This window comes from Plesiomonas sp. PI-19, from assembly GCF_021368255.1.
In the GTDB taxonomy this organism is placed as follows: Bacteria; Pseudomonadota; Gammaproteobacteria; order Enterobacterales; family CAMTGL01; genus Plesiomonas; species Plesiomonas shigelloides.
Window position 1 is genome coordinate 2,782,888 of sequence record NZ_JAJNMQ010000001.1, and the last position, 14,048, is coordinate 2,796,935.

Genomic DNA, 14,048 nt, shown 5'->3' on the forward strand with positions numbered 1-14,048 from the left:
CGTGGCGCGGCAGCCATCAAAAGGTCAGTATGGTGTCAAAACCTTGTAGGGTCTGCAGCAACTCATCTTGCTCTAGGCGCTGTGGGTTGAGCAGCAGTGGGCATTGGGCGTCCAAGCCGCGGCGGCGCAGATCCGGCAGATTGACGTAACACTGGGTGATGTCATACAGCGGCAATAAGCCGAAGGTGGCGATGTAGTCACGACTCAGGATCAGCTGCGGTTGCTGCTCGGGTAGCAGTTGCAGTACGCCGTCGCCGATAAAAAAGACGCCCAGATCTTCGCTAAACGCTGAGGTGGCAAGTAAGGCGTCCAGCCCTTCCCGTCCGGCAGCGCTGCCGTGTGGAGCATGGGTAAAGACAAATGCGATGCGCTTCATCGGTAAGCACTCTCTTGGGATCTTAAAACTGCACGACGCGATCACAGGTCAAGGCGGCCTGTGCCAGTTCCCCCAACCCCGCTAAGGTAAAAGCTGGGTGTAAGTTAGCCGCGCTCAGTTGCTCTTGTTCGGCTTGCGCGGCATCCACCACGCCACGGCGCAAAGCCGCCGCGACACAGACGTTCAACGCAATATCATGCGCGGCCGCAAGATCACGCCATGCGTTGACCAGATGAAATTCATCACTGGCCGGCGCCGTCAGAGCGTTGGCATTGAGTACCCCATCGCGGTAGAAAAAAACCTGACTGATGCGATGGCCGCGCGCGAGCAAGGCTCCGGCAAATTGGTAAGCACTGAGCGCCGCTTGTTGGCCATACACCGGGCCGGTCACCAACAAGGCGTAATTGAGCGGTTGAGGATTAGTCGCTGCCACTACTGAGGTCATCATTTTTGAACTGACGGATATATAAGTATACGGTGTGTTTGGAAATATTGAGGCGATCGGCCACTTGGTTGATGGCATCTTTGATGTCAAAAATCCCTTTCTCATACAGCGCCAACACAATCTGACGGTTCTTCAGGTTGTTGGAGACACTGCGATCGTTGTTCACTTCCTCAATGGTAAATTCCAGCGTTTGTGCCACCAGTTCATCAACTGAGCTGGCGAAGTTAACGTTAGACGGCGTTTCCCGCGCTTCTTCAGGCATAAAGGCTTTCAGCACTTGCGAGAACGGCGCATCTAAGTTGATGTTGATACACAACAAACCAATCACCCGATTTTCACGGTTGCGGATCGCGATGGTGATGGATTTCATCAGCGCCCCGCCGCCTTTGGCGCGGGTGAAATAGGCGCGGGATACGCTGGCATCTTCCATGTCATGCAGCATACGCAAGGCCAAATCGGTGATAGGTGAGCCGATGGTGCGACCGGTGATTTCGCCGTTGGCGATCCGTACCGCGGAGTGCTTTAAATCTTCGAGCGAATGCAAGACGATTTCGCAATGTGAGCCAATCAGCGCAGCCAGACCATCAACCACGGCATGGTAGGAGTTCAGGATCTCGTGGTCCTGCTCACTGAAAGGCCGGTGATCGAGTAAATCGTGCTCTGACAGCACATCATTTAAGATAAGCTCATTCGACATTTCCATCTCGCATAGATTTCAGCAGGTTAACTTTTCATGGATTGTAACAGAAAGGTCAATTCTGGCGCGGAAAAATAAAAGCCGACACTCAGGCCGGCTTTTGTCTGCTCGTGAAAATGTGACGAGTGCGCTTATTTAGCCGCAGCTGGCGCTTCCACTTTCAGCAGTTCCACTTCGAATACCAGTGTGGAGTTAGGTGGAATGCCTGGGGTACCGTCAGCACCGTAAGCCAGCTCTGGCGGGATCACCAGCTTAATTTTACCGCCCGCTTTGATTTGCTGCAGACCTTCGGTCCAGCCTGGGATCACACGGTTCAGAGGGAACGTGACCGGCTCTTTACGATCGTAAGAGCTGTCGAATTTCTTACCGTCAATCAGGGTGCCGACGTAGTTAACCACTACGGTATCGGTCGCTTTCGGTGTTGCTCCGGTACCTTCTTTCTCTACCAGATACAGCAGACCGCTCTTGAGGCTCTTCACGCCTTTTTCTTTGGCGAATTTAGCGCGGAAAGCGTCACCGGCAGCGGCGTTTGCTTTCGCTTGCTCAGCCATTTTGGCTTGGGCCAGCTTGCTGATCTTCATATCCAGCGCCTGCAGGGTTTGCTGGATTTCGGTATCGTTCATTTTGGATTTGCCGTTAAAGGCTTCTTGCATCCCTTTCAGAACTTCTTCGCGGCTCAGGTTCATGCCGATGTTTTTCTGCGCATCTAAGTTGGCAGAAACATAACGCGCCATGGAAGCCCCGATTGCGTAGGCTGCCTGCTGATCTTCATTCGCAAAACCGGCCACTTTTGGCGCAGTCACATTCGCTGGCTCTGCCGCCGGTGCTCCGGCTGCCATCACAGCGCCGCTGCCTAAAGACAGTGCGAGTGTCATCGCGATCAGCGATGATTTAAATGCTGGTTTCATTCTTCCTCCATGGGCGGGCAACGTGCCCGCACGATACCTTACGCGTAAAAGATGTGCGTAGTAATCAATATACTCGCGATTGGCGAAACTGCACAGGGCGTCCGAAAGCAATCTGTATAAATTCATTGCGACGACAATTATTTAGTGTAGATGATCTTTGTCTGTCAGCACTGTACCGGCAGATTTGACCGCACAGCGGTTGGATAATTCCCTCAAATAGGGTTTAATCGCGTTTTTGTGGCCGCCGGTGCCTAAGTACCGGCCATCAACGGGTGTGAGGCACGTGAATGAGCGAGTTAGCAGCATTACAGGCACGGCTGGATCATCTGGAAAGCCGTCAGGCATTTCAGGAAGTGACCATCGAAGAGCTGAATAAGGTCATTATCCAGCAACAAATTGAGCTGGAAAAATTGCGTACCCAAGTACGCTTTGCGGTCACCAAGTTACGGGAAGTGCAAGCCTCGCCAGTGGCTTCGCAGGCGGAAGAGACGCCTCCGCCGCATTATTGATCTCGACACTATCTCGGCATAATTGCGAGAAACTAATCTCGAGAAAATAGTCTCGGGAAAGTCGGGTTTTATGAAAATCGCATTTTGTGCAAGCCGCGCCATAAAAAAGGGCACCCTAGGGTGCCCTTTTGCTATCTTTTCGATGTTGCTCAGTGAGTGTGACGATGCTCGCGCACCACCACTCGACCGGCTATCAGTGCTTGCAACCGCAACCACCGTGGTTACCACAACCACCTTCGTGGTCATGATCGTGGTCATGGTCATGACCGTGACCACCGCAGCAGCCTTCGCCTTCACCGTGGCCGTGACCGCCGCAGCAGCCGCCTTCGTGTGAGTGCGCGCCGTGCACGTGACCGTGCTCCAGCTCTTCGGCAGTCGCTTCACGTACTGCAACCACTTCCACCGCGAAGTGCAGTGCTTGGCCAGCCAGCATGTGGTTACCGTCAACAACAACGTAGTCGTCGCCCACTTCGGTTACTTCTACTGGTACTGGACCTTGATCGGTATCCGCCAGGAAGCGCATGCCAACTTCGATTTCGTCCACACCCAGGAACACGTCTTTTGGTACGCGCTGAACCAGGTTGTCGTCATAGTTACCGTAAGCTTCTTCAGCTGGAATGGTAATTTCGAAGCTGGCGCCAGCTTCACGGCCTTCCAGAGCATTTTCCAGGCCGGTGATCAGGTTGCCGTTACCATGCAGGTAATCCAGCGGCGCGCTGACCGGAGATTCGTCCACCAGCACACCATCTTCTGTACGTACTTGGTAGGCCAGGCTGACCACCACGTCTTTAGCAATTTTCATGGCAACTCCTGCCGTCGGTAGAAAAAGGATTATCTTTCGCGCGCCGATTGTAGCGGAAATCGGCTGTGCGCGGAAACCTCACAATGTTAATCCGGGCGAAAAACCCCGATTATTTGCTCGTCTGGGCGTTTGTGCTGTTCGATGTGCGCGGCGGCTTGCGTCTGGCGATGACCGCATTGCACGCACTCGACCACTTCGGTTTCCAGCTCTCGGTACAAAGCTAAGGTGTCCTGCTGCTGACAGTGCGGACACACGGCTCCGGCGATAAAGCGCCGACGTTTATTCATCTTCAACATCCCATCCTTGATGACGCAGACTTTCATTTTGCATCTCGCGCTCGAAAATATCATCCAGTTCGCGCCGCGCTTCTTTGACCCGCGAGATCTCGGTCACGCCCGCTTGATGCTGTGGCATCAGGTCACGCAGCATCTGCATGTCTAAGCGTTTGAAATACTGCTGCGCGCGGTAGGCGCGGTGCGGATGCATGCCGGTGGTCACCAACGCTTTTTTCCCTAACTCCAAGGCGCTGGAGAAGGTTTCGCGGCTAAATAAGGTAACGCCTGCGCTCAGCAGTGCGTGAGCCTCCACCCGCCCACGAGCACGAGCCAAAATCTGCAACTGTGGGAAGTGCTCTTGGCACAGGTGCACAATCTGCATGTTGGCTTCGTGATCGTCAGCGGCGATCACGATGGAATCGGCCTGTGCGGCACCGGCAGCGCGTAACAGCTCCAATTGCGTGGCATCGCCGTAATACACTTTGTAGCCGTAGCGGCGCAAGAACGACACTTGGTTCGGGTCGCGCTCCAATACCGTGATTCGCACTTTGTTAGCACTCAACAGTCGACCGACAATTTGGCCAAAGCGACCGAAACCGACGATGATCACCTGCGGCTCATCATCCTCCACATGCGGTTGCTCTTCGCTGACCGTTTGGGTGTTGAGGGCCTTGGCCAACCAGCGGTCGAGCAGCTTCATCAGCAGCGGCGTAGTCATCATCGACAAGCTCACGCTCACCAGCAGCAACGCCAGTTGCTGAGAGTCGATCACTCGGCTGGCAGCGGCGGCTGAGAACAGCACGAAAGCAAATTCCCCGCCCTGACTGAGCACCACCGACAACTGTAAGCGACTGGTCCGGCGCAAGCGGAACAAGATACTGACCAAAAACAGCACCGCCGCTTTAACGCTGACCAAGACCAGCACCATCAAGGCCACCCACAGCGGATCGGTGAGCAAAATGCCTAAGTTGACCGCCATACCCACCGAGATGAAAAACAGCCCCAACAACAGCCCTTTAAATGGCTCGATGGCAATTTCCAGCTCGTGACGAAACTCGCTCTCGGCCAACAACACGCCGGCGAGGAAAGTACCCAGCGCCATCGACAGGCCAATCGCCTGCATCAAAAAGGCGGTACCGAGCACCACCAGCAGCGCCGCAGCGGTAAAGACTTCACGCACACCGGTATTGGCAATCATGCGGAACAATGGGCGCAGCAGATAGCGGCCGCCCAGCAGCAACGCGGCCACGCCACCAACCCGGATCGCAATCATCGACCAGTCCGTGGTGTCACTGGCGCCCACCGCCAACATGGGGATCAAGGCCAACACCGGCACCACCGCCATGTCCTGAAACAGCAAAATGGCAAAGCCCGACTGCCCGCCATCGTTACGGGTCATGCCGTACTCGCGCATCAACTGCAAGCCCATAGCGGTGGAGGACATCGCCAGCCCCAGACCACTGATCAAGGCACTTTGCCAGCTAAAGCCAAGTAACAGCAGCAGCCCCATCAATAAGCCGGCGGTTAATAACACCTGTAACGCGCCGAGGCCGAAAATGGGTCGCCGCATCTGCCACAGTTTGCCGGGATTTAACTCCAAGCCGATGATAAACAGCAGCAACACCACCCCAAGTTCGGAGAAATGCAGTACCGCCTCCACATCATTAATCAGACGTAAGCCCCAAGGGCCAATGGCCATACCGGCCAGCAAATAGCCGAGAACCGCACCGATCCCCGCTTTACGTGCCAACGGCACGGCAATCACCGCCGCGCTCAAAAATAAAATTACATCATGCATGGAGCCGGTTTCAGACATCAGACTCGATCTCCAACTCAGATTCAGATTCGATCGCCAGCGGGGCGGTGAGCCACTGCTGGAAATTATGGACATGGGTTTGCATCACGTGCGGTTGCAAGTGGCGCGCCCAGTAGATCACTTGCGGGGCTATCCACTGCATTCGGCATAAGGCCGCCGTCAACTCGAACGGGCGCAGAATCTCTTCAATCGGATAGCGGTTATAGCCGGTACGGCTGTAAGCACGCGCCGGCCCGCCGATGGTGATCACCGAGTGCCAGTGCTTGCCCATCAAGGCATCGCCCTGTTTACCGTGGGCAAAATCTTTGACCAGCACCCGATCCATCCACTCTTTGAGGAGCGCCGGACAGCTGTACAGATACAACGGATGCAAAAACACAATCACATCGAAATCACGCAGCAGCGTCTGCTCGCGCTGCACATCGATAAAGAAATCCGGATACTGGGCGTACAAATCGTGTACGGTGACATTATCCAAGGCCGCCGCACCGTCCAGCAGTGCACGGTTCGCCACCGATTCTTGCAGATCCGGGTGGGCGACAATCAATAAAACGTTGGGTGGCGTCGGGGAAAGGCTCCGTTCGCGCATTCATTACTCCTGCTTTGCGTCACCTGAAGGTCGTCAGTGACCTGAATTTCCGTTACCATGCAGGCCTGTTTTTTTGGCATTTCTCGCATCAGCTCTCGCTCGCAAAGGCAACCTGCAATGATCGTATTTTCTAATATCCAGTTAATCCGCGGCAATCAGATGTTGCTGGATAACGCCAGCGCTACCATCAATCCCGGCCAGAAAGTCGGCCTGGTGGGAAAAAACGGCTGTGGTAAATCTACCCTGATTGCCTTGATTAAAGGCGAGCTTACTACCGATGCCGGTTCCATCTCCGTACCCGCCCACTGGGCGATGGCCTGGGTGAATCAAGAAACGCCGGCACTGGATATGCCTGCTATTGAGTATGTCATAGATGGCGACCGAGAGTACCGACAACTTGAACAGGCATTAGACTGCGCCAACCACGACAATGACGGGCACAAGATTGCCGAACTGCACGGCAAACTGGATGCTATTGGCGCGTGGTCGATTCGCTCCCGCGCTGCCAGCTTACTGCATGGCTTAGGTTTTTCGTCTGAACAGCATGTGCAACCGGTGAAAAGTTTCTCCGGTGGTTGGCGAATGCGCCTGAACTTGGCGCAAGCCCTGCTGTGTCGCTCTGACTTATTGCTGCTGGATGAACCGACCAACCACTTGGATCTGGACGCCGTGATCTGGCTGGAAAAATGGCTCAACAGCTATCGCGGCACCTTAGTGCTGATTTCCCACGACCGCGATTTCCTCGATCCGATTGTCGATAAGATTTTGCACATCGAGCAGCAACGCATCGATGAGTACACCGGTAACTACAGCTCCTTTGAAGTGCAGCGGGTGACTAAACTGTCGCAGCAGCAATCGCTGTATGAAAGCCAGCAAGCCAAAGTAGCCCATCTGCAATCGTTTATCGATCGCTTTAAAGCTAAGGCTTCCAAGGCTAAACAAGCCCAAAGCCGAGTGAAAGCCTTGGAGCGTATGGAGTTGATTGCCCCTGCGCACGTGGATAACCCATTTCGCTTTAGCTTCCGTGCGCCGGAGAGTCTGCCGAATCCGATTTTGAGCATGGAAAAAGTCAGCGCGGGCTACGGCGAGAAGATTATCCTCAACTCCGTGAAGCTCAACTTGGTGCCCGGCTCGCGTATCGGTCTGCTGGGGCGCAACGGCGCGGGTAAATCGACCCTGATTAAACTGCTGGCCGGAGAGCTGGCGCCGCTACACGGGGTGGTTGAGCTGTCGCGCGGCATCAAGCTCGGCTACTTTGCCCAGCATCAGCTGGAAACCCTGCACCCAGAAGAAAGCCCGCTGGTACATCTGGCGCGTTTAGCACCGCGAGAAACCGAACAGCAGCTGCGTGATTATCTCGGCGGCTTCGGTTTTCGCGGTGATAAAGTCACCGATCCGGTGGCGCCGTTCTCCGGTGGTGAGAAAGCCCGTCTGGTGCTGGCGCTTATTGTGTGGCAACGCCCGAACCTGCTGCTGCTGGATGAACCGACCAACCACTTGGATTTGGACATGCGCCAAGCGCTGACCGAAGCGCTGATCGACTTCGACGGCGCGATGGTGGTGGTTTCGCACGACCGTCACCTGCTGCGCTCGACCACCGACGATCTCTATCTGGTGCATGACGGTCAGGTCGAGCTGTTCCGCGGCGATCTGGATGATTACCAGCGTTGGCTGAGCGAAGAGCAAAAGCGTGAGCAACAAGACAGCCCTGCGACCAGCAGCACTGGCGACAAAGACAACACCAACAGCGCACAAGCCCGTAAAGAGCAAAAGCGCCGCGAAGCGGAATTCCGTCAGCAAACCCAGCCACTGCGCCGTCAGCTGACCAAACTGGAAAAAGAGTTGGAAACCTTAACCAGCAAGCTGCAAGAGGTGGAAACCCAGCTGGCCGATCCGGCGCTGTACGATGCCAGTCAGAAAGTGCGCATGACGGAGCTGTTGTCATTGCAAGTCAGCACCAAAAACGCGCTGGAAGAAACCGAGATGGCGTGGCTGGATGCCCAAAGTGAACTGGAAAACCTGCAGCAGGCTTTTGACACGTTAAGTTAAGCTCACGCAAGCAAGTTCACCAAGAAACCTAGTCCGTCACTGAATCGCCCCTGAGATGCCGCACTGCCGGTATCCCAGGGGGTGCATCGTTTTACCCCTTCCTCATAGCGCAGTGATAGATTTCAGGGATAAACGCGCCCCCATTTCCTTTTGCCGCAAAATCCGGTATCAACGTAGATTACGTTCTTATTGGATTGCTGATGTGACACCTATGTCTGCCAGGATCTGCGCGGCACATGAGCCGGCCGCCTTCATGCCTTTTCATCCCTTACGCGGTGCGCACAACCCGCACCTGCAAACGCTGTTGCCGCGCCTGCTGCGCCGCCAGCCACAATTTACCCCGATAACGCAAACGCTGGAGACGCCGGACGGCGATTTTCTCGAGCTGGCGTGGACCGAAAGTCCGCTGACCGCCAAACACAAACCGCGCGTGGTGCTGTTTCACGGTCTGGAGGGCAATTTCCACAGCCCGTATGCCCACGGACTGCTACAAGCGATCCGCGATGCAGGCTGGCTGGGGCTTTTGATGCATTTTCGCGGTTGTGGCAGTGAGCCCAATCGTTTAGCGCGCGCCTATCACTCAGGCGATACCGCCGATGCCCGCTTCGTGTTGCAGTGGCTACAACGCAATTTTGGCGAGCAGAACACAGCGGCCATCGGTATTTCCCTCGGTGGCAATATGCTGGCGCGCTATCTGGCCGAATATGGCACGGACAGCCTGTTGCAAGCCGCGGTCACGGTTTCGGCGCCGTTTGCCCTCGAGCCCTGCTCGCGTCGCCTCGAACAGGGCTTTTCGCGTATCTATCATCAGTACCTGCTGGGCAAAATGAAAAGCAACCTGCTGCGCAAAATGACGCTGCGGCGGGTGGATTTACCGCTGAGCCAAACGGAGATCCGCCAGCTGCGTCGCTTACGCGATTTTGACCATCTGCTGACCGCCCCGCTACACGGCTTTGACAGCGCCGAGGATTACTACCAGCGCTGCAGCGCCCTGCCGGTACTGGCACACATCACCGTGCCGACCTTGATGCTACATGCCAAAGACGATCCCTTTATGACCGAGGCGGTGATCCCGCCGCAAGGCACGCTGCCGGCCAATATTGAGTATCAGCTGACCGAGCATGGCGGTCATGTCGGGTTTGTCGGTGGCACTTGGCAGCAGCCACAGATGTGGTTAGAGCAGCGTATTCCCCAATGGCTGCGCCCTCATTTAGAATAAGGCTAGCCCTCTGCGGGAATACCTCTGCACGACAGCCGATCTATCTTGGAGCCCATTGAACCGATGATCATTCCTTGGCAACAACTTGAACCGGAAACCCTGAACAATTTGCTGGAATCGTTTGTCCTGCGTGAAGGCACCGATTACGGCCAGCAAGAGATGAGTTTTGCCGAAAAGACCGAACAGCTACGCCGCCAGCTGCAAAGCGGTGAAGCGGTGCTGGTGTGGTCGGAATTGCATGAGAGCCTGAATATCATGCGTCGCGACGAATTTAACGGTTAAGCGCGGTTTTATGCCGCTGCGTACCTGAGCAAGGAGTGCTTATGTCTGCGTTACATCCGATTATTGCGGTCACCGGCTCCAGTGGTGCGGGGACGACCACCACCAGCCGCGTGTTCCGCAAGATGTTCAAAAAGATGCAGCTCAATGCCGCCTTCATCGAAGGGGACAGTTTTCACCGCTATACCCGCACCGAAATGGATACTGCGGTGCGCCGCGCCCGCGAGCAAGGGCGGCATATCAGCTATTTTGGCCCGGAAGCCAACGATTTTGGCCGCTTAGAGGCCTGCCTAGCCCGCTATGCGCAATCCGGCGATGGCGAGGTACGCAAATACTTGCACACCTTCGACGAAGCCGTGCCTTACAACCAGCTACCCGGCACCTTTACCGATTGGCAGCCGTTACCGGAAAACTCTGACCTGCTGTTTTATGAAGGCTTGCACGGTGCGGTGGTCACCGAGCAGCACAATGTGGCGCAGCATGTGGATTTGTTGATTGGCATGGTGCCGATCGTCAATCTGGAGTGGATCCAAAAACTGGTGCGCGATATTCATGAACGCGGCCACTCGCGCGAAGCGGTCATGCACTCAATCGTGCGCTCGATGGATGACTACATCAACTTCATCACCCCACAGTTTTCGCGTACCCACATCAACTTCCAACGCGTGCCGACGGTGGATACCTCAAACCCGTTCGCCGCCACCAGCATTCCCAGCATGGATGAGAGCTTTGTGGTGATCCACTTTCGCGAAGATTTTCAGGTCGATTTTCCCTACCTGCTGGCGATGATTCAGGGGGCATTTATTTCACGCATGAACACGCTAGTAGTACCGGGGGGCAAAATGGAATTGGCGATGGATCTGATTTTGACACCTGCAGTGGCCAAATTATTGCGAACACAATCTGTGCAATCGCAAAAATCGTGAAATAACCTGCACATTTGACAGACAATTTCGCCTAATTTGTCACAAGAGTTGGCTTTTTCGCGCTCAGCTAGTGGGATTTAATGATAAAAAACGTGCGGTGTGCCACAGGCTGGATCAAAATCAGAGCATCATTAAATTAGGCCGCTAGAATGCTACCCAATGAGAGGTAGCCTTGCAGCAGAACCCACGAGTCAATATGCTAAGGTCACAATACGTGTACAAAACGTAGAGATTGTCGGGCTGCGTTACACAGGGAAATATTGCTAGTCCTGTCGTATCAAGCGACTATGTAGAGGAAATATAAATGGTTCTTGGTAAACCGCAAACAGACCCTACCCTTGAGTGGTTTTTGTCTCATTGTCACATTCATAAATACCCATCCAAGAGCACGCTGATCCATGCAGGCGAAAAGGCAGAAACGCTGTACTACATCGTCAAAGGTTCCGTCGCTGTTCTGATTAAAGATGAAGAAGGTAAGGAGATGATCCTGTCCTATCTGAATCAGGGTGATTTTATTGGTGAACTGGGACTGTTCGAGGAAGGTCAGGAGCGTACTGCTTGGGTACGTGCCAAGAGTGCCTGCGAAGTGGCCGAGATCTCTTACAAGAAATTCCGTCAGCTGATCCAGGTTAACCCGGATATCCTGATGCGTCTTTCTGCCCAGATGGCTTCCCGTCTGCAGACCACCTCGCAGAAAGTGGGCAACTTGGCCTTCTTGGACGTAACTGGTCGTATCGCTCAGACACTGCTGAATCTGGCCAAACAGCCAGACGCGATGACTCACCCAGACGGCATGCAAATCAAGATCACCCGTCAAGAGATCGGCCAGATTGTTGGCTGCTCCCGTGAAACGGTAGGTCGTATCCTGAAAATGCTGGAAGATCAGAACCTGATCTCCGCCCACGGTAAAACCATCGTGGTGTACGGCACGCGTTAATCTCCGGTTACTTTTCCGGTTTCAGGTAAAAGGCGCTTTTTAGCGCCTTTTGTGCTTTGATCTCAGAAACAGCCTGTTTTTTATGTCAGCCAAGAGCGGCTCATGAGATCGTTAAAACACCTGCTTCTGCATCCTGAATTCAACTTCGGCCTACGACAGACGTTGATTGTCGCCATTCCAGTGCTTACCGCGCTGGCGCTCGGCAATGTCATGTATGGCCTGCTGCTATTTTTATCCGTCCCTTGCTGTACGGTCGCCGGTTTAGACGCACCGCAACAGCACTATCTGCGTCGCGTGGTCACCGTTGCCGCCATCTTTGCCTCCGCCAGTTTGTTTGTCGGTGGTTTGCTGCAATTGGGGCTACCGGAGCCGCTGATTTTACTGTTATTGGCACTGGTGTATGGCGTTGTGCGGGAAATCAGCAGCCAAAATACCAAGCTGATGCCCGCGTGCTTAGCTGCCGGCATTTTGACCTTAGCACTGCTGAAAATCTTCCCTTTCTGGCAAGCCGCTGGGGTATTTTTAATTGGCGTGGCTTGGTTTGGTCTGTTTACTTTTTGCTGGATCCATCTGTGGAAATTCGTGCCGCTACGCGACACGCTCAACAAGTCTTACCGCGCCTTGGCCGATTATCTGGACAGCAAATATCAGGTATTAGTGAATGCCACTGACCCAGAGCAAGCCAGCTTAGTGTTGCTGCAAAAACAGCAAAACCTGATGGAATTGCTATCGCAAAGCAGCCAATTATTGAATCAGTTAGATGCGCAAAGCTGGCCTGGTGGCCAGAAAATGCTACGTCTGTACCAAACTGCACTGGATCTGCAAGAGCACATTACCAGCAGCCTAAATCAACCGCAGCGAGTACACGATGAGATTTGTGCCTGTCAGGCACAAGCGGTGATCTTGGGCAATGTCAGCATGATGGTGCAGCGCCTGCGCGCCATTGCCGACAGCATCCTGTACGCAGACCGACTCGCCGACTTTGATATGCAGGCGGGCCTGAATGACTTACAGCGGTTACAAACACAGCACCCTGACAGCGAAGTCCTGCACTTTTGCGCCTATCACTTCGGCCAAGTGGCACGCTTGCTGCAAACCCTGCGTCCGACCTACGAGCGCGAGCTGTGCCCACGCATCCCCGATCCGCCGCTGCTGACTGCACTCAAAAATTACCTGAATTGGAATGCCTCTTCGCTGCGCATGGCGGCACGCAGTGGCGTGACCTTAGCCATTGGCGCGCAAATCGGAGCCTTGCTCTCGCTACCACGCTCGTATTGGGTCTTGCTGACCATCGTGCTGGTGATGCAAAGCGGCTATAACGCAACCAAGGTGCGCATTCAGCACCGAGCGTACGGCACATTACTGGGCTTGGTGCTCGGCACCGGAGTGCTACTGCTGAACCTGCCGCAAGCATGGCTGCTCGGGTTTATGTTTATCGGCACCCTGATAGGCTTTTCACTGGTGCACAATCACTATGGTTGGGCGGTGGTGCTGCTCACCGTGATGGTGGTTTGTCTGCTGCAATTGCTGACGCACAACAGCGCGGCATTTTTGGTGGCGCGGATGGAAGATACCCTGCTCGGCTGCGTTCTGGCGTTTCTTAGTACCACCTTGCTGTGGCCACAATGGCAAAGTACCCGTCTGCTACAGTATGCCAATGCGCTGCTGGACAGTGTCGGCGAGCACATGCACCGCTTAATCCATATGCTGGAGCGCCAAAGCATCAGTGCTGCTGAATTAAGTTTGTCGCGCATCAAGGTCAACCAAGCACAGATGGATTTACACAACTCTTACGCACAAGCGCTGCAAGAGCCTGGCTATAACAGCCTGTACCTTAAAGAAATCCTGCTGTGGCAAGCGCATAGCCAGCAGCTCATCGAGCATATCAACAGCATGACGGTGGAGATTCGTGAGGGCGCAACCGAAGCCGAGGGCAATCTGCAGGCCTACCGTGAAGCGCTAGAGTTTGCGATCCAAGCTTGTCAGCAACAACTGGCTAACCGCACACCGCTGGCGGATAACAGCCTACAAAGCTTGCCGCTACCGAGCTTACCGCCCGAAGACAGCGCGCTCGATCATCACTTCTATCGCATCTTATCGCACTTAAGTGAGATGTATGCCTTGTCGGGGATGGCGGTTGCATCGCGTCATCTGTGACTTCTAACGCTCTCACACTCTCATGCGAGCCTGCCGATGATGGCATCGCGTGAGAGCGTGCTAG

The 14,048-nt window shown here is 54.6% G+C and carries 15 protein-coding genes; 7 read left to right on the forward strand and 8 right to left on the reverse strand.

What is annotated here, in order from left to right:
- Positions 1-16: 16 nt before the first annotated feature.
- The 4 genes from tusC to fkpA all read right to left on the reverse strand — a co-directional run bounded on the left by tusC (position 17) and on the right by fkpA (position 2,426).
- Entirely contained in the window at positions 17-376 is a 360-nt protein-coding gene (gene tusC, locus LQ901_RS12380; RefSeq protein ID WP_064977132.1) for a sulfurtransferase complex subunit TusC, read from the reverse strand.
- A 22-nt stretch (positions 377-398) separates the two neighbouring features.
- Entirely contained in the window at positions 399-821 is a 423-nt protein-coding gene (gene tusD, locus LQ901_RS12385) for a sulfurtransferase complex subunit TusD (protein WP_064978402.1), read from the reverse strand.
- Positions 796-1,518 carry a transcriptional regulator gene (locus LQ901_RS12390; protein WP_010862742.1) on the reverse strand — a complete coding sequence of 241 codons (723 nt, stop codon included), beginning with the start codon at positions 1,516-1,518 and terminating at the stop codon, positions 796-798. The genes tusD and LQ901_RS12390 overlap by 26 nt, the downstream gene beginning before the upstream one ends.
- Positions 1,519-1,649: 131 nt before the next feature.
- The gene (gene fkpA / locus LQ901_RS12395; protein ID WP_010862743.1) at positions 1,650-2,426 is read right to left on the reverse strand and encodes an FKBP-type peptidyl-prolyl cis-trans isomerase; all 777 of its coding nucleotides are present in this window, start codon (positions 2,424-2,426) and stop codon (positions 1,650-1,652) included.
- Between the two features lie 287 nt (positions 2,427-2,713).
- Between fkpA and LQ901_RS12400 the strand changes: the two genes are divergently transcribed.
- The gene (locus tag LQ901_RS12400) at positions 2,714-2,935 is read left to right on the forward strand and encodes a SlyX family protein (RefSeq protein ID WP_010862744.1); all 222 of its coding nucleotides are present in this window, start codon (positions 2,714-2,716) and stop codon (positions 2,933-2,935) included.
- Between the two features lie 193 nt (positions 2,936-3,128).
- On the opposite strand, the gene slyD is transcribed toward LQ901_RS12400, so the two are convergent.
- The 4 genes from slyD to kefG form a co-directional block, all read right to left on the reverse strand.
- Positions 3,129-3,737, reverse strand: coding sequence for a peptidylprolyl isomerase (gene slyD / locus LQ901_RS12405; protein ID WP_010862745.1), 609 nt, complete (start codon positions 3,735-3,737; stop codon positions 3,129-3,131).
- Between the two features lie 86 nt (positions 3,738-3,823).
- A complete protein-coding gene (locus LQ901_RS12410; protein WP_010862746.1) occupies positions 3,824-4,024 on the reverse strand; it encodes a YheV family putative zinc ribbon protein in 201 nt (66 codons plus the stop codon).
- Positions 4,017-5,828, reverse strand: a complete 1,812-nt coding sequence (kefB, locus tag LQ901_RS12415) for a glutathione-regulated potassium-efflux system protein KefB (RefSeq protein WP_010862747.1) — start codon at positions 5,826-5,828, stop codon at positions 4,017-4,019. The genes LQ901_RS12410 and kefB overlap by 8 nt, the downstream gene beginning before the upstream one ends.
- Positions 5,821-6,417 carry a glutathione-regulated potassium-efflux system ancillary protein KefG gene (gene kefG, locus LQ901_RS12420; protein ID WP_010862748.1) on the reverse strand — a complete coding sequence of 199 codons (597 nt, stop codon included), beginning with the start codon at positions 6,415-6,417 and terminating at the stop codon, positions 5,821-5,823. The genes kefB and kefG overlap by 8 nt, the downstream gene beginning before the upstream one ends.
- Positions 6,418-6,534: 117 nt before the next feature.
- Here kefG and LQ901_RS12425 point away from each other — a divergent pair, with 117 nt between their 5' ends.
- From LQ901_RS12425 to LQ901_RS12450, 6 genes are all read left to right on the forward strand, one after another.
- Positions 6,535-8,466, forward strand: coding sequence for an ABC transporter ATP-binding protein (locus LQ901_RS12425; protein ID WP_064977129.1), 1,932 nt, complete (start codon positions 6,535-6,537; stop codon positions 8,464-8,466).
- Between the two features lie 211 nt (positions 8,467-8,677).
- Positions 8,678-9,685, forward strand: a complete 1,008-nt coding sequence (locus tag LQ901_RS12430) for a hydrolase (RefSeq protein ID WP_233672287.1) — start codon at positions 8,678-8,680, stop codon at positions 9,683-9,685.
- Between the two features lie 63 nt (positions 9,686-9,748).
- Positions 9,749-9,967 carry a YheU family protein gene (locus LQ901_RS12435; protein ID WP_010862751.1) on the forward strand — a complete coding sequence of 73 codons (219 nt, stop codon included), beginning with the start codon at positions 9,749-9,751 and terminating at the stop codon, positions 9,965-9,967.
- A gap of 41 nt (positions 9,968-10,008) precedes the next feature.
- Entirely contained in the window at positions 10,009-10,890 is an 882-nt protein-coding gene (locus tag LQ901_RS12440; protein ID WP_010862752.1) for a phosphoribulokinase, read from the forward strand.
- A gap of 304 nt (positions 10,891-11,194) precedes the next feature.
- Positions 11,195-11,827: a cAMP-activated global transcriptional regulator CRP gene (crp, locus tag LQ901_RS12445; RefSeq protein ID WP_010862753.1), complete on the forward strand. Its 633-nt coding sequence runs from the start codon at positions 11,195-11,197 to the stop codon at positions 11,825-11,827.
- Positions 11,828-11,929: 102 nt separating this feature from the next.
- Positions 11,930-13,984, forward strand: a complete 2,055-nt coding sequence (locus LQ901_RS12450) for an FUSC family membrane protein (protein WP_064977128.1) — start codon at positions 11,930-11,932, stop codon at positions 13,982-13,984.
- Positions 13,985-14,048: the final 64 nt, after the last annotated feature.